15 protein-coding genes are annotated in these 17,558 nt (G+C 68.2%); 13 read left to right on the forward strand and 2 right to left on the reverse strand.

Annotation, left to right across the window (positions count from 1 at the left end; translation table 11 throughout):
* Window positions 1-86: 86 nt before the first annotated feature.
* Complete coding sequence (gene groL / locus L5G33_RS09020) at window positions 87-1,712, reverse strand: chaperonin GroEL (protein WP_236997847.1); 1,626 nt, start codon at window positions 1,710-1,712, stop codon at window positions 87-89.
* A 291-nt stretch (window positions 1,713-2,003) separates the two neighbouring features.
* Between groL and L5G33_RS09025 the strand changes: the two genes are divergently transcribed.
* The 6 genes from L5G33_RS09025 (at window position 2,004) to L5G33_RS09050 (ending at window position 8,377) form a co-directional block, all read left to right on the forward strand.
* The gene (locus L5G33_RS09025) at window positions 2,004-3,242 is read left to right on the forward strand and encodes a sensor histidine kinase (protein WP_236997848.1); all 1,239 of its coding nucleotides are present in this window, start codon (window positions 2,004-2,006) and stop codon (window positions 3,240-3,242) included.
* A complete protein-coding gene (locus tag L5G33_RS09030) occupies window positions 3,239-4,096 on the forward strand; it encodes a LytR/AlgR family response regulator transcription factor (RefSeq protein ID WP_236997849.1) in 858 nt (285 codons plus the stop codon). The genes L5G33_RS09025 and L5G33_RS09030 overlap by 4 nt, the downstream gene beginning before the upstream one ends.
* A gap of 1 nt (window position 4,097) precedes the next feature.
* On the forward strand, window positions 4,098-4,493 hold the full coding sequence (locus tag L5G33_RS09035) for a hypothetical protein (RefSeq protein ID WP_236997850.1): 396 nt from the start codon (window positions 4,098-4,100) through the stop codon (window positions 4,491-4,493).
* Window positions 4,490-6,196: a sodium/solute symporter gene (locus L5G33_RS09040; protein WP_236997851.1), complete on the forward strand. Its 1,707-nt coding sequence runs from the start codon at window positions 4,490-4,492 to the stop codon at window positions 6,194-6,196. Before L5G33_RS09035 ends, L5G33_RS09040 begins: the two co-directional genes overlap by 4 nt.
* Before the next feature lie 172 nt (window positions 6,197-6,368).
* Window positions 6,369-6,746, forward strand: a complete 378-nt coding sequence (locus tag L5G33_RS09045; RefSeq protein ID WP_236997852.1) for a DUF485 domain-containing protein — start codon at window positions 6,369-6,371, stop codon at window positions 6,744-6,746.
* Window positions 6,743-8,377 (forward strand): monocarboxylic acid transporter, encoded by a 1,635-nt coding sequence (locus L5G33_RS09050; RefSeq protein ID WP_236997853.1) that lies wholly within the window; start codon window positions 6,743-6,745, stop codon window positions 8,375-8,377. The genes L5G33_RS09045 and L5G33_RS09050 overlap by 4 nt, the downstream gene beginning before the upstream one ends.
* A 130-nt stretch (window positions 8,378-8,507) precedes the next feature.
* On the opposite strand, the gene L5G33_RS09055 is transcribed toward L5G33_RS09050, so the two are convergent.
* Window positions 8,508-9,914, reverse strand: coding sequence for an amidase (locus L5G33_RS09055; protein WP_236997854.1), 1,407 nt, complete (start codon window positions 9,912-9,914; stop codon window positions 8,508-8,510).
* A gap of 67 nt (window positions 9,915-9,981) precedes the next feature.
* Here L5G33_RS09055 and L5G33_RS09060 point away from each other — a divergent pair, with 67 nt between their 5' ends.
* The 7 genes from L5G33_RS09060 to L5G33_RS09090 all read left to right on the forward strand — a co-directional run bounded on the left by L5G33_RS09060 (window position 9,982) and on the right by L5G33_RS09090 (window position 17,475).
* Complete coding sequence (locus L5G33_RS09060; protein WP_236997855.1) at window positions 9,982-11,178, forward strand: acyl-CoA dehydrogenase family protein; 1,197 nt, start codon at window positions 9,982-9,984, stop codon at window positions 11,176-11,178.
* Window positions 11,179-11,202: 24 nt separating this feature from the next.
* A complete protein-coding gene (locus L5G33_RS09065) occupies window positions 11,203-12,318 on the forward strand; it encodes an acyl-CoA dehydrogenase family protein (RefSeq protein ID WP_236997856.1) in 1,116 nt (371 codons plus the stop codon).
* A 16-nt stretch (window positions 12,319-12,334) separates the two neighbouring features.
* A complete protein-coding gene (locus tag L5G33_RS09070; RefSeq protein WP_236997857.1) occupies window positions 12,335-12,775 on the forward strand; it encodes a DUF350 domain-containing protein in 441 nt (146 codons plus the stop codon).
* A 104-nt stretch (window positions 12,776-12,879) separates the two neighbouring features.
* Window positions 12,880-13,341 carry an SRPBCC family protein gene (locus L5G33_RS09075; RefSeq protein WP_236997858.1) on the forward strand — a complete coding sequence of 154 codons (462 nt, stop codon included), beginning with the start codon at window positions 12,880-12,882 and terminating at the stop codon, window positions 13,339-13,341.
* Between the two features lie 138 nt (window positions 13,342-13,479).
* Window positions 13,480-14,196, forward strand: a complete 717-nt coding sequence (locus tag L5G33_RS09080; RefSeq protein ID WP_236997859.1) for a phosphatidylserine decarboxylase — start codon at window positions 13,480-13,482, stop codon at window positions 14,194-14,196.
* Complete coding sequence (locus tag L5G33_RS09085; protein WP_236997860.1) at window positions 14,196-15,233, forward strand: CDP-alcohol phosphatidyltransferase family protein; 1,038 nt, start codon at window positions 14,196-14,198, stop codon at window positions 15,231-15,233. The genes L5G33_RS09080 and L5G33_RS09085 overlap by 1 nt, the downstream gene beginning before the upstream one ends.
* Window positions 15,234-15,237: 4 nt before the next feature.
* A complete protein-coding gene (locus tag L5G33_RS09090; RefSeq protein WP_236997861.1) occupies window positions 15,238-17,475 on the forward strand; it encodes an AAA family ATPase in 2,238 nt (745 codons plus the stop codon).
* Window positions 17,476-17,558: the final 83 nt, after the last annotated feature.

Raw genomic sequence — 17,558 nt, forward strand, 5'->3', positions numbered from 1 at the left:
CGACGTCGTTCCCGCACGCCGAAGGCCGGCCACCCTCTCGGATGACCGGCCTTCGGTGAGTTCTGCGGGAACTGCTGATCGTCAGATCAGAAGCCCATGCCGCCCATCTCGTCGCCACCCGGCATCGCCGGCATGGCGTTCTTCTCGGGCTTGTCGGCCACGACGGCCTCGGTGGTGAGGAACAGTGCCGCGATCGAGGCTGCGTTCTGCAGCGCCGAGCGGGTGACCTTCACCGGGTCGTTGATGCCTGCGGCCAGCAGGTCCTCGTACTCGTTGGTCGAGGCGTTCAGGCCGGTGCCGATCGGCGAGTTACGAACCTTGTCCGCAACGACGCCCGGCTCGAGGCCCGCGTTGATCGCGATCTGCTTGGCCGGAGCCTCGAGCGCGACACGCACGATGCTGGCGCCGGTGGCCTCGTCGCCGTCGAGCGACAGACCGCTGATGGCAGCCTCCGACTGGAGCAGGGCCACGCCGCCGCCGGCGACAATGCCCTCTTCGACGGCAGCCTTCGCGTTGCGGACAGCGTCCTCGATGCGGTGCTTGCGCTCCTTGAGCTCGACCTCGGTGGCAGCGCCGGCCTTGATGACTGCGACACCGCCGGCCAGCTTGGCCAAGCGCTCCTGCAGCTTCTCGCGGTCGTAGTCGCTGTCGCTCTTCTCGATCTCCGAGCGGATCTGCGCGACGCGGCCTGCGATGGCCTCGTTGTCGCCCGCACCGTCGACGATGGTGGTCTCGTCCTTGGTGACGACGACCTTGCGCGCGGTACCGAGCAGCTCGATACCTGCGGTCTCCAGCGAGAGGCCGACCTCTTCGCTGATGACCTCGCCACCGGTGAGGATGGCGATGTCGGCGAGCATGGCCTTGCGGCGGTCACCGAAGCCCGGAGCCTTGACGGCGACGGACTTGAAGGTGCCCTTGAGCTTGTTGACGACCAGGGTCGAGAGCGCTTCGCCCTCGACGTCCTCGGCGATGATCAGCAGCGGCTTGCCGGCCTGGATGACCTTCTCCAGCAACGGCAGGAGGTCCTTGATGGTCGTGACCTTGCCCGAAACGAGCAGGATGTACGGGTCCTCGAGGACGGCTTCCTGGCGGTCGGCGTCGGTGACGAAGTATCCCGAGATGTAGCCCTTGTCGAAGCGCATACCCTCGGTGAGCTCGAGCTGCAGACCGAACGTCTGAGCCTCTTCGACCGTGATGACGCCTTCCTTGCCGACCTTGTCCATCGCCTCGGCGATGAGCTCGCCGATGGCGGGGTCGCCTGCGGAGATACCAGCGGTAGCAGCAATCTGCTCCTTGGTGTCGATCTCCTTGGCAGACTTCAGCAGCGACTCGGTGACGGCCGCGACAGCCTTCTCGATGCCGCGCTTGAGGCCGAGCGGGTTGGCGCCGGCCGCGACGTTGCGCAGACCTTCGCGAACCAGGGCCTGAGCCAGGACGGTGGCGGTGGTGGTGCCATCGCCTGCGACGTCGTCAGTCTTCTTGGCGACTTCCTTGACCAGCTCTGCGCCGATCTTCTCGTACGGGTCCTCCAGCTCGATCTCCTTGGCGATGGACACGCCATCGTTGGTGATCGTGGGGGCGCCCCACTTCTTCTCCAGGACGACGTTGCGTCCCTTGGGTCCGAGCGTGACCTTGACGGCGTCGGCCAGGCTGTTCAGGCCGCGCTCGAGTCCGCGACGGGCCTCTTCGTCGAAAGCGATTTGCTTTGCCATTGGTAAGTGATCCTCCGGTGGGGGGTGACACTAAGTTCTCGTAGGGTCGGACTCGATGCCCGCGACGGACGACCGGGGTGTCTTGAACCGGCCTCACCGTTCCAACCTGGCACTCACATGCCGCGAGTGCCAAGTTCCGTTTTAGCACTCGCCTATGGAGAGTGCAAGGTTCCCAGCCCCTGGCGGTCGAAGGCTCCCCCGTTCGTCGAGTTCGGTCCCATCGGCCGGGGGTTTCGACTCCGGGGGACGCTGTCTGCCCGCTCGCCCGACAGGCGACTACCGTCAACAGTCATGTCCGGCGAACTGATCGCGATCACCGTGCTGGGGACCGCCCTGACGGTGATCCTCATCGTGATCGCGTTGCGGACGCGGCGAGTCGTGTCAACCCCTGCCGAACTCGCCGTCCACGACACCTTGCACACGGCGGCCCTCGCTGCCGGACCGTTGCGAGACGGACTGACCGCAGAATCGGCCGCCGAGGCGATCGGACCGCTGCGTGTTCTCACCGCAGCCGAAGGCGTCGCCCTGTACGGACCCGACACCACACTCCTCGCCCGCGAAGGCGACGAGGATGTGTGGACTCCCCCCGTCTCCGCCGCGGCGGGGAAGCTTGCGGCGACCACTCTGCGCGAACAGAGCCCGAGCGTGCAACGCGATCCCGCAGGCGCCGCAGCCCTCGCGCGACGACTGATCGCCGCACCGCTCCTCACCGACGACATCAGTGCGGGCGTCCTCGTCGTCGCGACCCGCGACGAACCGGGCCCGGGCAAGATCGGGGCCATCACCGAGGTCGCACGGTACGTCGCAAGCCAGTTGCAACTCGCCGAACTCGACGCGTCCCGCGCACGCCTCGACCGCGCCGAGGTCCTCGCCCTGCGCGCCCAGATCAGCCCGCACTTCATCTACAACGCGTTGAACACGATCGCGTCGTTCGTGCGCACCGACCCCGACCGAGCCCGCGAACTCATCCTCGACTTCGCGGACTTCACCCGCTACTCGTTCCGTGCTGCAGGCGAGTACACACCGCTCGCCGACGAACTCCGGAACATCGACCGCTACCTCACGCTCGAACGGGCACGCTTCGGCGAAGGACTCACCGTGAAACTGCAGGTGGCGCCGGAAGTACTCGGCGTCGTGCTGCCGTTCCTGGCGTTGCAGCCGCTCGTGGAGAACGCCGTGAGACACGGGATGGCCGGACGCAAGACCGGCACCATCTCGATCGTCGCCCGCAACGCGGGCCCCGACTGCGAACTCAGTGTCGAAGACGACGGCGCAGGCATGGACCCCGAACTGCTGCGGACCGGGGCGATCGACGCGCTCGCCCCGGCAGGGCCCGCCGAATCCGACGGCGCTCATGTCGGGCTGACGAATGTCGACCAACGACTGCGGTCTGCATTCGGCAACGACTACGGTCTGATAGTCGAGACCGCAGTCGGCGCGGGCACCAAGGTGAGCATGCGGATTCCCAAGTTCGCCGCCGGAATCCGTGCCGTCGCTTCACCGGACGGAAGGGAACCGCGCACACGATGAACGGACTCACCGTCCTCGCCGTCGACGACGAGGAACCCGCCCTCGACGAACTCGCGTTCCTGTTGAACCGCAACGACGCCGTCGACGTCGTACTGACCGCATCCGACGCCACGTCGGCGTTGCGTGAACTCAGCGACCACCGGGTCGACGGCGTGTTCCTGGACATCTCGATGCCAGGCCTGTCCGGCATGGAGTTGGCCGGAGTCCTCGCCAGGTACGCCGACCCGCCGCCCGTCGTCTTCGTCACCGCGCACGATGACCGTGCTGTCGAAGCATTCGAGGTCGGCGCCGTCGACTACCTACTCAAGCCGCTGCGCGAAGAACAGCTGGCGCGGGCCGTCGAACGAGTCGCCTCGCACGACCGGTCCGGCCCGGACGAACCCCCACGCGACGGGTCGGCCCCCGCTTCCGCCGCCGACACTCCCACAACACACACTTCCGCAACGCACGCGTCAGGCAGCGACTCCGACGAGGTGATCCCCGTCGAGTCCGGCGGCGTCACATCGCTCGTCCGGCGGGACGCCATCTCGTGGGTCGAAGCCGTCGGCGACTACGCCCGCCTCCACACCGACAGCGGCTCGTACCTCGTACGCGTCACCCTGTCGACGCTCGAATCCCGTTGGGGACCAGCAGGATTCGCACGCGTTCACCGCAGCTACCTGGTGAACCTCCCGATGGTGTCGGGGTTGCGGTCCGCGGGCCCGTCAACCATGGTCCGCATCCAGGCCAACGGGGTGTCGCAGGCGGTGGAGCTGCCGGTGAGCCGCCGCCAGGTCCGGGAACTCAAGGATCGTCTGGTCCGCGACCCGATGCGGACCATCCGAGGCGGCGGACCGTCGGGGGCCGGCGGCTGAGATGTCCGACCGCCCGCCCCGCGAACGCGTCGTCCTGTCCGAGCGACGCGGAGCGCGCATGGTCCGCACCCGCGTCCAGGTCGCCGAACAGAGCGGAATCGGCGAGAACCTGGTCCGCGGGCTCGTCCGCGCGCAACTCGGTCTCGCACTGCGGCTGGGACTGGCCGTGGCCCTGATCTTCGTCGCCGTTCCGATCCTCGGCGCGACCGCCGAGCCGTTCGCGTCGGCCACCGTGTTCGGGATCCGGCTCAACTGGGTCATCCTCGGAGTGCTCCCCTATCCGCTGCTGTACCTGGCGGGCCGCCTCTACATCCGGCTCGCCGACCAGGCCGAACGGGACTTCGTCCGCCTCACCGACGACGACCCCGGACCCGCGACTCGGGACTCGGCTCGGTGAGCGATCACGTCACCACGCTCACGGTCGCCGCAGTCCTGGTCGCAGCGGTCGGCACCCTCGCCGCGGGCGCGTACGCGGGGCGGGGCGCCCGCTCGACGTCAGACTTCCTCGTCGCCTCACGCAGCATCGGCTCCGGCTGGAACGCCGCAGCGATCGCGGGCGAATACCTGTCGGCGGCGTCGTTCCTCGGCGTAGCGGGACTCGTCGCCAAGTACGGGGCCGACGCCCTCTGGTATCCGATCGGGTTCACCGCGGGCTACCTCGCGCTCCTGCTGTTCGTGTCGGCTCCGCTCCGCCGGTCGGGCGCGTACACGGTGCCCGACTTCGCCGAGTTCCGCCTCGCGTCGAAACGTGCCCGCAAGGCGACGATGGTCGTAGTCGTCGGCATCTGTGTGCTGTACCTGGTCCCACAGTTGCAGGGTGCAGGCCTCGCGTTGGACATCCTGCTGGGACTGCCCCCGTGGATCGGTGTGGTCGGCGTCGGTCTGCTCGTGATCGTCAACGTCGTCGGCGGCGGCATGCGGTCGGTGACGTTCGCACAGGCAGTCCAGTACTGGTTGAAACTCACCGCCGTCGCGGTGCCCGCGCTCGCCCTCTCGATGCTGTTCCTCCACCACGACTCTGACCTCGGCGAGCCGCTGCCGCCGCGCGTCGACGTCGCGACCACGGTGAGCGTCGACCGCACAGTGTCGGTGACCGTCGCCGATCCGACTGGGGTCCGGATCAACGGTGCGCCCGCTGAGGTCGGTACCGTCACCGTCGAACGCGGTTCGACAGTGACCCTGGCGAAGGACGCGGCGACACCGGTCGTGTCGGACGCACCCCAGACCGGCGCGCAGTGGGCGGCGTCCGGCGGCGGTCTCGGCGGCGACCACCCGCTCTACCAGGTGCTGTCGCTGATGGTGGCGACCTTCCTCGGCGCCGTCGGACTCCCCCACGTGCTGGTGCGCTTCTACACGAACACCGACGGGCGGGCGGCGCGCCGGACCGCGTTGAACGTGATCGCCGCTTTGTCGGTGTTCTACCTGTTCCCGACGGTGCTGGGCGCGCTCGCGCGGGTCTGGACTCCGCAGGTGCTGACGACCGGCAACACCGACGCCGCGGTCCTTCTGCTACCGACGGCCGCCATGCCGGGAGTGTGGGGGACACTGCTCGGCGCACTCGTCGCGGCCGGCGCGATCGCCGCATTCCTGGCGACGTCGTCGGGCCTGCTCGTCAGCATCGCAGGCGTCATGTCGACTGATCTGCTACCGGCCGGAGTCCGCAGCTTCCGGATCTGTGCACTCGTCGGCGGACTCATTCCGATCGGCTTGGCATTGGGCGCGGGAACCCTCGACCTGTCCCGGTCAGTCGGCCTGGTCTTCGCCGTGTCGGCAGCGACCTTCTGCCCGCTACTCCTATTAGGAATCTGGTGGCGGGGGCTCACTGCGGCGGGCGCGATCGCAGGTCTGGTCGTCGGCGGGATCGCATCGGCTGCCGCTGTCGCCCTGGTCGTCAGCGGCGTCGTCGACGACGACGTCGCTGGCGGGTGGCCGACGGCGATCGTCGACTATCCGGCAGCAGTGACGGTGCCGCTCACCTTCGTCGTCATGATCGCGGTCAGCATGGCAACACGCTCGTCGCGACCACCGGGCGTCGCAGGGATCTTCGCAGCGATGCACGTGCCCGAACGCCTGGGGTTGGGTGTGGAACGGACACCGTGAAACCGCCTCAGTGACGGACAACCGTTCACCGCTCGTCGGCGCCGGGCGACCGTTCACCGCATCGTCGGAGATGCTCGTCGCTTCGATCACAATGCGCCTGCCATGTGACACGTATCTCGTTCATTCTTTTCGCATGCGACTGTCCGTCGACTCTCATGTGTAAGGAGTGATCGTGTCCGATCAAGCACCACCGCCCACGGAGCGGGTGCAACCATCGCCCGACGAGTTCCTCGTCGCGCAAGCGAGCCCCGAATTCACCAGCCTCCGGCGGACCCTCCTCCGGTTCATCGTCCCGATGTCCGTGTTCTTCCTCCTCTGGTACGCGGTCTACGTCGTCCTCGGCGCGTTCGCGGACGACTTCATGGGGACCAAGGTGTGGGGGAACATCAACCTCGGCCTGATCCTGGGGTTGCTCCAGTTCGTGACGACTTTCGCGATCACCGCCGCGTACGTGAAGTTCTCGGGCCGTGACCTCGATCCGAAGGCCGAACAGATCCGACAGAACTTCGCCGACGGCGTATACGCAGACACCGCGGAGGGCATCCGATGACCATCACCCATCTCGCTGAGCCCGAGGCCGTCGGCAACACCGCGATGAACATCTCGATCTTCGTGGCGTTCGTCGCGGTCACCATGTTCGTCGTGATCCGCGCCAGCCGGAAGAACACGACCGCCTCCGAGTTCTTCACCGCGGGCGGCGGCTTCTCCGGCACGCAGAACGGCATCGCCATCGCAGGCGACTACCTGTCGGCCGCCAGCTTCCTCGGCATCGCGGGCGCGATCGCCGTGTACGGCTACGACGGCTTCCTGTACTCGATCGGCTTCCTCGTGGCCTGGCTGGTCGCCCTGCTGGTGGTGGCCGAACTGCTGCGCAACACCGGCCGATTCACGATGGCCGACGTGCTGAGCTTCCGGTTGAAGGAACGCCCGGTCCGCATGGCGGCCGCGCTGTCGACACTGGTCGTGTCGCTGTTCTACCTGCTCGCTCAGATGGCAGGCGCGGGCGGTCTCGTCGCACTGCTGTTGAACATCCACGACCGGACCGGCCAGAGCATCGTGATCGCCGTCGTCGGCGTCCTGATGATCGCGTATGTGCTGATCGGCGGGATGAAGGGCACCACGTGGGTGCAGATCATCAAGGCGTGCCTGCTGATCGCGGGAGCCGTCGTGATGACCGCGATCGTGCTCATCAAGTTCGGGTTCAACATCTCCCACCTCTTCGGCGAGGCGCAGAACATGATCTCCGGTTCGGCCGACGAGGCGGTCGCGTCGCGTGACGTCCTCGCGCCGGGCGCCAAGTACGGCGGCTCCACCGAGTCGAAGATCAACTTCATCTCGCTCGGTCTCGCTCTGGTCCTCGGCACCGCGGGCCTGCCGCACGTGCTGATGCGCTTCTACACTGTGCCGACCGCGAAGGAAGCCCGCCGCTCGGTCGTGTGGGCGATCTCCCTGATCGGCGCGTTCTACCTGTTCACCCTGATCCTCGGCTACGGTGCGGCGGCTCTCGTCGGACCCGACAAGATCCTCAGTGCGGCAGGCGGAGAGAACGCGGCGGCTCCGCTACTGGCGCTCGAACTGGGCGGCACCGTCCTGCTCGGCATCGTCTCGGCGGTCGCGTTCGCGACGATCCTCGCTGTGGTCGCAGGTCTGGCGATCACCGCGTCCGCGTCGTTCGCGCACGACATCTACGCGTCGGTCATCAAGCGCGGCAAGGCATCCGAGTCCGACCAGGTGCGCGTCTCGAGGATCACGGTCGTCGTCCTCGGCGTCATCAGCATCGTCCTCGGCATTCTGGCCAACGGCCAGAACATCGCGTTCCTCGTCGCTCTCGCGTTCGCGGTCGCCGCGTCGGCCAACCTGCCGACCATCATCTACTCGCTGTACTGGCGTCGCTTCAACACGCGTGGTGCCCTGTGGAGCATGTACGGCGGCTTGATCTCGTGCATCGTCCTGATCGTCTTCTCCCCCGCCGTCACCGGCGGCTCGAAGGCGATGATCTCGAGCATCGACATCTCGTACTTCCCGCTGGAGAACCCGGGCATCGTCTCGATCCCGCTCGCGTTCATCCTCGGTATCGTCGGCACCCTGACATCCCGCGATCGCGGTGAAGCAGGCAAGAACGCCGAAATGGAAGTCCGCTCGCTGACCGGTGTCGGAGCCGAAGGTGCCGTCGCCCACTGACGCTGGCCACTGACGCCGCCCACTGACACGGCGCATGCAGTGACACGCCCACGACGTCGGCGGGTCGACTCACCATCCGAGTCGGCCCGCCGACCGCTTCTTTCGCCCACCTCGGGCACTACTCTGCGCGCTACGCGTCCTGGATGCGGGCGAAGGGGCGGGCCGCTTCCACCTCGTACGACAGCTCCAGGAGCGTCCGCTCGGCGCCGACGTCGGCGGAGAAGTGGATAGCCACCGGCAGCCCGTCGGGAGTGGAACCGAACGGCAGCGTCACCGCGGGCGTACCGCTCACGTTGTTCGCAGGGGTGAACGACACGTAGCCGATCAGCTTGTCGAATACCTCGTCGAAGTCGTCGGTCGGCGACAGGTACCCGATCTTCGGAGTCGTGTGCGCGAGCGTCGGGGACAGGACGACGTCGAACCGCTCGCACAGATCGCGGAACGCCGCGGTCGCCTTGTTGAGTCGGCGGAGCGCGAACGGCAGCCGGTAGAAGTGCCGAAAGAACCTGGCAGACAACGCTTGTGTGAACGGGTCGAGCTGCGATCGGTCGAAGCCCGCCCCCACTGTCTTGCCACCGAAACGGTCGATGCCGAACGCCATCATCGCCCAGTAGTCGGAGAAGTCGTCGACGAACGACCGGTCGACGGGCAACGGAATCGTCTCGACGCGATGCCCCATCGACTCCAACAGCTCGGCGGCGTCGTTCAACGCCGTGTCGGTCGGCGCGTCCAACAGCCGTCCGGTGATCGGCGTGTTGACGAGCGCCACCCGCAGCCGGCGGCTGCCGGGGCCTTCGACGCTGCCGACCGGTGGCAGGCTCCCGCTGTCACGGCGAGACTCCACATCGGCCAGAAACGCGGCACTGTCGCGCACCGAACGGGTGAGGACACCGTTCGAGATCAGATCGATCGGCAGTTTCTCACCCATCGCAGCAGGTGCCGTCCGCCCCCGCGACGGTTTGAGCCCGAAGAGACCGCACGCCGCAGCCGGGATGCGGATCGAGCCGCCGCCGTCATTGCCGTGCGCAATGGGCAGCACGCCCGATGCGACGAGCGCTGCAGCACCGCCGGACGACCCGCCCGACGAGAAGTCGGTGTCCCACGGGTTCCGCGTCGGTCCACGATCGGCGAACTCAGTGGTTGCCGTGAGACCGAAGGCCGGCGTCGTCGTCGCCCCGATCACGTTGAACCCGGCGCCGACGAACTCGCGGGAGAATGGTTCGTCCGAAGCGGCAGGCACATCGCCGGTCGCCGCCGAGCCATTGCGGGTCGGCAGACCGGCGAACGCGGTGTTGTTCTTGATCGCCGACGGCACACCCGCGAATACACCGTGAAACTCGCCTTCAGTGCGCGCTCGTGCCCGCTCACGGTCGTCGACCGCGAGCGCCGAGAGCTGCGGCTCGACCCGGTCGAGGCGAGCCAACGCAGCGTCGAGCGCTTCGGCGGCACTGACCTCTCCGGTCGCGATCCGCTCGGCAACTCCGAGCGCATCCAAATTGCCGAGAACGTCATCGCCGAAAGCGTGAACATGTTTCATGCCTCATGACGGTACTTCCTTCCATCGAATCGCGACACGATGAGTTACTTCGGAGTAGGACTGAAGTATGCAGCTTCGTTTCACCCCCGAGGAGGAAGCGTTCCGGGCCGAGCTCCGCGAATTCTTCACCACCGAGATCCCCGAAGACATCCGTCGCCGCAATGCCGAAGGCAAGACGATCTACCCGGACGATGTCGTCACCACCACGCAGCTCCTGAACAAGCGCGGCATCGCCGTTCCGGCGTGGCCGGTCGAGGCGGGTGGCCAGGACTGGACTCCCGTACAACACCACATCTGGCGCGAGGAGATGGCGCTCAACTTCGTGCCCGACCTCCTCCCGTTCAACGCGGGCATGGTCGGGCCCGTCATCGCGCACTTCGGCAATGACGAGCAGAAAGAGAAGTACCTGCCCGCCACCCGAAACCTAGACCTGTGGTGGTGCCAGGGCTTCTCTGAACCCGAGGCAGGCAGCGACCTCGCATCGCTCAAGACGCGCGCCGTCCGCGACGGCGACCACTACGTCGTCAACGGCCAGAAGACGTGGACGACGCTCGGCCAGTACGCCGACTGGATCTTCATGCTCGTCCGTACCGACCCCGACGTGAAGAAGCAGGCCGGTATCAGCTTCCTGCTCATCGACTTGGACACGCCGGGCATCGAGATGCGTCCGATCCAGTTGATCGACGGCAGCCACGAAGTGAATGAGGTCTTCTTCAGCGACGTGCGCGTCCCCGTCGAGAACCTCGTCGGCGAAGAAAACCAGGGCTGGACGATCGCCAAGTTCCTACTCGGCAACGAACGGTCGGGCATCGCCCGCGTCGGCTACACCAAGACGAAGCTGGCGCGCGCTAAGAAACTCGCCGCCGAGATCACGACCCCGACCGGGACCCTGCTCGACGATCCCGCCATCGCCTCCCGCCTGGCCGATCTCGAGAACCAACTCCTCGCCCTTGAGATCACCCAGCTGCGCGTGGTGGCCGGCTCGGCCAACGGGAAGCAGAACCCGGCGTCGTCACTGTTGAAACTACGCGGTTCGCAACTGCAGCAGGATGCGATGGAACTGCTCGCCGACATCGCCGGACCGGACTCGGTGCCCGTCGCAGCCGTCGACTCGGCGGCCGCCAACGGGACCGCCGACGTGCTGTCGCCCGAGTGGGCCCAGCGCACGGTTCCGACCTACCTCAACTACCGCAAGGTCACGATCTACGGCGGCTCATCGGAAGTGCAACGCCAGATCATCGACAAGGCCGTCCTCGGGCTGTAGCCCTCCCAGATTTCAAGGAACACAATGGAATTCGATCTGTCTGACGAACAGGTGATGTTGCGCGACACCGTGCGCGACGTCCTGACCTCCGCCTACGACGTGGAGAGGCTCCGCGCGGTGACCGATACCGATCTCGGCTGGAGCCGCGACGTGTGGCGCTCCCTCGCCGAGATCGGCATCCTCGGGCTGGTCTTCAGCGAAGCCGACGGCGGGATGGGCGCAGGCCCCGAAGAGCTCTCAGTGGTGATGGAGGAAGTCGGCGCAAGCCTGGCTCCCGAACCCCTCCTCGGCTCCGTCGTCATCCCCGGCATGCTCGTCGCCCGGACCGCCGACGACGCGACCCGCACCGAGATCGTCGAAGGACTGTCGTCCGGCGAGCGGATGCTGGCGTTCGCACACACCGAAGCCGGCGACCGGTGGCCGCACACGGCGGTGGCGACCACCGCCGTCGACGGCCGACTGACCGGCGTCAAAACGCTCGTCGACCACGGCGACTGCGCCGACACCTTCGTCGTCTCGGCCCGCGAGCCGGACGGCGCCATCGGCCTGTACCTGGTGGCCGCCGACGCCGACGGCCTCACCCGTACCGCGTACCGCACGCACGACCGTCGACGCGGCGCGCAACTCGACCTGTCCGGGGCGCCCGGCGCCCGACTCGGGGAGGGCGACGCATCGCAGGTCATCGCCGACGTCGACGTCGCCACCCAGTCGGCGCTGTGCGCCGAAGCGGTCGGCGCCATGACCCGCGCCCTCGAAATGACCACCGAGTATCTGAAGTCGCGCAAGCAGTTCGGCGTCCCGCTCGCCACCTTTCAGGCGTTGTCGCACCGGGCAGCGGACATGTTCGTCTCCGCTGAACTCGCCCGCAGCATGAGCACGTACTTCACCGCGTCGCTCGCCGACGGCGACTACGACCCGATCACCGCATCCCGGGCCAAGCTGCAGATCTGCCGGAGTGGCCGCCACGTCGGCCAGGAAGCGGTGCAGATGCACGGCGGCATCGGCATGACAGCCGAGTACCCGATTGGCCACTACGTCAGCAGGCTCACCGCCATCTCGCACACGCTCGGCGACGCCGACAGCCATCTCGCGCGGCTGTCCGGTTCCGTCGCCGATTGGGAGATGGTGACTGTCGGCTGACCGCTAGAGTCATCGCATGGAACCGCTGGAGATCTTCCGTAGCGACATCGCCGACCTCACGTCGTACGGCCTGCTGTCGATCGCACTCCTCATCCTCGGGTTCGTGGCGCTCGACCTGGTGACGCCCGGCAGCCTCCGCACCAAGGTGTGGGTGGAGCAGAACCGGTCGGCCGTGGTGCTGGCGGTCGCGCAGGCCGCGGGCCTCGCGATCGCGATCGCCGCGGGCATCGGTGCGTCCACCGGCTTCGAACTGTGGAAAGGCATCCTGTTCACGCTCGGCTACGGCGTCGCGACGATCGCCTTGATGATGTTCTCGTTCGTCCTCGTCGACTGGCTCACCCCAGGCAGGCTCGGTTCGGTGCTGCTCGACGAGTCCGACAGCGGCTATTCGCGAGCCGCATGGCTCAACGCGGTCGTGTTCGTGGCGATCGGACTGTTCGTAGCCGCGGCACTGTAAAACGCCGCGCTGGAGAACACTGGGCTGTTGGACCTGCCGGCGTTACCGCCTGTCACGGCAACTGGTCTATCGTGACGGGCACTACACCGTTGGAAGGAATCCCCGTGGCTGCACCCATCATTGAAGACTCCATCGAGATCGACGCGTCCCCCGAAGCCGTCTGGTCGGTCGTCAGCGACCTCAAGCGGATGGGCGAGTGGAGCCCTCAGTGCAAGAAGATGATCGTCTTCGGCGGCGACGTGAAGCAGGGAGCCCGCACCCTGAACGTCAACCGTCGCGGCCCACTGGTCTGGCCGACGAGCGCCAAGGTCGTCGCCTTCGAGCCGAACCGCGAGATCGCCTTCCGCATCACCGAGAACCACACCGTGTGGTCGTACCGGATCGAGCCGACCGCGACCGGATCACGCGTCACCGAGCAGCGCGCCGCGGCAGGCGGCAAGACCACCGCCGTGTCGTCGTTCCTCGTCGACAAGGTGTTCGGCGGCAACGACTCGTTCGAGGACGAACTCCGCGCAGGCATCCGCGAGACGCTCGGCAAAGTGAAGCACGCAGCGGAAAGCGCATAACCGGGCGCCTCGACAGACTCCGCTCGGTCGGCGGCGGGGGTCTCGACTTCGCTCGAGCGGCGGGCTCCGCCTAAGCTTGCAGCAACGCAGAGCTCCCGGTCGAGGTTGCCGGAGGAGCCAGAGGTGAGGAGACTCCCGGTGGCACGACGCCCCGCACAACCCGACGATCGCACAGGTGTCGCGCACCTGGTCGACCTATTCAACTCGACGGTTCCACCCGTCCACCGCCGCGGACTGCCGTTCGTCGCCGCGCCGGCCGCCGTCGCACTGCTCGGACGCAGACATCCGTGGCTCGCCCGGTCGGCGGCGGCGACGGCCGCAGCGTCAGCACTGTTCTTCCGGCATCCGTCCCGTGTGCCGCCCACCGGCGTCGGGCTGGTCGTCGCCCCGGCGGACGGCGCGATCGCGCTCGTCGACGAGGCCGTCCCCCATCCGGAGCTCGGACTCGGCGACCGACCGTTGCCGCGCATCTGCACGTTCCTCTCGATCTTCGACGTCCACGTCCAGCGTGTCCCGATCGCGGGCCGAGTGGTGTCGGTGGCGCACAAGCCAGGCGAGTTCCTGTCCGCGGACCTGCCCGAGGCGAGCACTGCGAACGAGCGGACATCGATGACCATCGCGACCGGCGCCGACGGCGCCGGGCCGCAGGTCGGCGTCGTCCAGATCGCCGGGCTTCTGGCTCGCCGCATCGTCAACGACGCCTCAGTCGGCGACGAGTTGACGCTTGGCGACACATACGGTCTGATCCGCTTCGGATCACGCGTCGACGTCTACCTGCCCGCGGGCAGCGTCCCGAAGGTGGCTGTCGGCCAGCGCGCGGTGGGCGCGGAAACCGTCTTCGCGGATCTCACCTGATGCCCAGTCCGACGACGCCACGCGGTCCCGGCCGACTCCGCCGAGACGGGAGTCCGCGGCGCAGGCTGCGGGTGGCCGGCCGTCGGACGGGCCGGCCCGGCGACACACGTCGCCGGTCGCTGCGCGACGGTCGCATGTTCCTGCCGTCGGCGCTCACGATCCTCGCGCTCTGTGCAGGTCTCACCGCGGTCCGCTCCGCCGATGCAGGCAACGTCGACACTGCGCTCGCTCTGCTCGTCGCCGCAGCGATCCTCGACGGTCTCGACGGCCGCGTCGCCCGCCTCATGGGCGCCACCACCAAGATCGGCGCCGAGATCGACTCCCTCGCGGACGCCGTCAACTTCGGCGTCGCGCCCGCACTCATCGTCTACTCGACGGTGCTGCGCGACCAGGACGGCGCCGCCCAGGACCTCGGCTGGATCCTCGTCCTCATCTACTGCGCGGCGATCATCCTGCGGTTGGCCAGATTCAACACGCTGCTCGACGACGACGACGCCCCCGGATACACGAGGGACTTCTTCGTCGGTGTTCCGGCACCGATCGCCGCATTGACCGCGTTGCTGCCGGTCGGCGTCTTGCAGCACTTCGGCGACGGCTGGTGGACGTCGACGGTGGCCGTCGGCGTGTGGATGATCTTCGTGTCGATCCTCGCGGTGAGCCGCTGCCCGACGCTGTCGTTCAAGTCGGCGAGGGTCCGCCCGAGCGCACTCGCCGGGCTGCTCATCGTCGTCGCCGCGGCTGCCGCGCTTTTGATGACGTTCCCGTACATCCTGATGATGCTCGTGGTCGCCGCGTACCTCATCCACATCCCCTTCGCGTGGCGGATGCAGCGGTGGGTGGCCTCGCATCCCGAGCACTGGGACGCACCGCCGCGGGACCGCCGTATCCAGCGACGTGACGAACGACGTGCGGGCGGCGTGCGCCGACACACTGGTCCTCGGAAGGCCTCTGCGGCTCGACTCGGCTTGCGTCGTCCCGGGGCACCGGAGGTTCCCGGAGCCCCGAACACGACGGTATCCGCGGACTCGGAGGGCTGACCCGGTGACGCGGCCGACGTTGACTCTGACCGCCCGACTGAACACGTCGGCGGCCGACTCGCGTCGAGGCTTGGTGCGGGTCCACCCGGAGGTACTGGCGGCGCTGTCGTTGACCGAGTGGGACGCGATCGGCATGACCGGTGCGCGGACGATGACCGCGGTCGTCGCGCGCGCAGGCGGCGACGTCCCACCGGGCGTCCTGCTGCTAGACGACATCACCTTCACCAACCTCGGGATCCGGGAGAACGCACAGGTCGTCGTCGGACCCGCGCTCGTGCAGGGCGCCTCTCGCGTCACGGTGCGCGGGTCCTCCGTCGCCATGTCGGTGGTCGCCGAGGCCACGCTGCGGCGCGCGCTGCTCGGCAAGATCCTGGCCGTCGGCGACACCGTCGCACTGCTTCCGCGCGATCTCGGACCGGAACTTTCGGCGAGTCCGGCGACCCGGTCACTGGCGAACACGCTGGGCATCACGTGGACCAACGAGCTCCTCACCGTCACCGCGACCGAACCCGCTGGACCGGTCAGCGTGCAGACCGGGACCGCGGCCCTATGGGCCGGTCGGCACGCCGTGCCGGGGACGCCGCACCCGGTTGTCGAGCCGCCCGCCGCTGCGAGCGCCCCCGAGCCCGTCGGCGCGTTCGCGTCGTCCCCGGCGACGGCGAGCGACCAGTCGCCACGTCCGGTCCGGCCCGTCTCCGAACTCGTCGGCGTCGACTCGCAGGTCAGTCGGCTCACCGAATGGTTGACGGTCACGCTCGATACCCCGGACATCCTCCGCTCCCTCGGAGCGCAGCCGCGTCTGGGCGTCCTCGTGACCGGACCGGCCGGAGTCGGCAAGACGACGGTGGTCCGGGCGGTGTGCGCGCACCGTCCGTTCATCGAACTGGACGGTCCGACGACTGGAGCCCTCACCGCCGAGGGTCGACGCGCTGCGGTCGCCGACGCCGCCGCCCGACTCCGCGCGCAGGGCCCCGGCGTCCTCCTGATCCCGGAGGTCGACGCACTCCTCCCGGCTGTGCCCGACCCCGTCTCGACGTTGATCCTCGACGACCTTCGGGACGCGATCGCATCCGGCGTCGTCGCTCTCGTGGCCACTAGCGCGGACCCCGCCGCGATCGATCGGCGTCTGCGCGCCCCCGACCTGTGCGACCGTTCGCTGTCGATCGGACTGCCCGACGCCGACCTGCGCGCCCGACTGCTCGGCGCGATCCTCACCGACGTCCCCACCGACGGCCGACTCGACATCGACGACGTCGCCGCCCACACGCCGGGCTTCGTCGCCGCCGATCTGGCCGCGGTGGTCCGCGACGCGGCCTTGCGCGCCGCGGCCCGTGCCGCGACCGACGAGACCGAGCCGGCGCTGCGCACCGCCGACCTGACCGAAGCCCTCACCGTGATCCGTCCGACGTCCCGCAACGAATCGCCAGACGTCGCCCTCGGCTCGGTCACGCTCGACGACGTCGGCGACATGGTCGAGACCCGTCAGGCCCTCACCGAGGCGGTGCTATGGCCGCTGCAGCACCCCGACACCTTTACCCGGCTCGGGGTGGAGCCTCCGCGCGGCGTGCTGCTGTACGGCCCTCCGGGCTGTGGGAAGACGTTCGTGGTTCGTGCGCTCGCCGCGTCGGGCCGACTGTCGGTGCACACGGTGAAGGGTGCCGAACTCCTCGACAAATGGGTCGGGTCGTCCGAACGTGCCGTCCGCGATCTGTTCGCCCGTGCCCGCGAGTCGGCTCCGTCGCTGATCTTCCTCGACGAGGTCGACGCGCTCGCACCCCGCCGCGGCGGCTCGACCGATTCGGGGGTCGCGGACCGTGTAGTGGCCGCGCTCCTCACCGAACTGGACGGCGCCGAGCCGCTCTCGAACGTGGTCGTGCTCGGTGCGACGAACCGGCCCGACCTGATCGACCCCGCGCTGCTGCGACCGGGCCGCCTCGAACGTCTCGTGTTCGTACCGCCACCCGACGCCGCCGCCCGCGCCGACATCTTGCGCGCTGCGTCGCGCAACGTCCCACTCGACGGTGTCGATCTCGATCGATTGGCCACCGAGCTCGACGGGTACTCGGCGGCGGACTGCTCGGCGCTGCTCCGGGAGTCTGCGCTGGCCGCCATGCGTCGGGACATCGAGGCCGCGACTGTCACGGTGGACGATGTGGAGACCGCGCGCGCCACGGTCCGCCCCTCTCTCGACCCAGACCAGGTCGCCGAACTCGAGGCGTACGCGCGACGCCGCACAGACTGACGCGGTTTCGTCTGTTCCGGAGCCTGCGGGTCCAGCACATCGACACCTCGCTCCCAGCCTCCTGGCAGGTTCGGCGGGTTCTC

It is taken from the genome of Gordonia liuliyuniae (assembly GCF_021738805.1).
GTDB classification, from domain to species: Bacteria; Actinomycetota; Actinomycetes; order Mycobacteriales; family Mycobacteriaceae; genus Gordonia; species Gordonia liuliyuniae.

Excerpts from the sequence above, each read along its gene's own strand:
- groL (WP_236997847.1), bottom strand. The coding sequence starts at position 1,712 with ATGGCAAAGCAAATCGCTTTCGACGAAGAGGCCCGTCGCGGACTCGAG.
- L5G33_RS09050 (WP_236997853.1), top strand. The coding sequence starts at position 6,743 with ATGACCATCACCCATCTCGCTGAGCCCGAGGCCGTCGGCAACACCGCG.
- L5G33_RS09030 (WP_236997849.1), top strand. The coding sequence starts at position 3,239 with ATGAACGGACTCACCGTCCTCGCCGTCGACGACGAGGAACCCGCCCTC.
- L5G33_RS09065 (WP_236997856.1), top strand. The coding sequence starts at position 11,203 with ATGGAATTCGATCTGTCTGACGAACAGGTGATGTTGCGCGACACCGTG.
- L5G33_RS09025 (WP_236997848.1), top strand. The coding sequence starts at position 2,004 with ATGTCCGGCGAACTGATCGCGATCACCGTGCTGGGGACCGCCCTGACG.
- L5G33_RS09035 (WP_236997850.1), top strand. The coding sequence starts at position 4,098 with ATGTCCGACCGCCCGCCCCGCGAACGCGTCGTCCTGTCCGAGCGACGC.
- L5G33_RS09055 (WP_236997854.1), bottom strand. The coding sequence starts at position 9,914 with ATGAAACATGTTCACGCTTTCGGCGATGACGTTCTCGGCAATTTGGAT.
- L5G33_RS09070 (WP_236997857.1), top strand. The coding sequence starts at position 12,335 with ATGGAACCGCTGGAGATCTTCCGTAGCGACATCGCCGACCTCACGTCG.
- L5G33_RS09060 (WP_236997855.1), top strand. The coding sequence starts at position 9,982 with ATGCAGCTTCGTTTCACCCCCGAGGAGGAAGCGTTCCGGGCCGAGCTC.
- L5G33_RS09085 (WP_236997860.1), top strand. The coding sequence starts at position 14,196 with ATGCCCAGTCCGACGACGCCACGCGGTCCCGGCCGACTCCGCCGAGAC.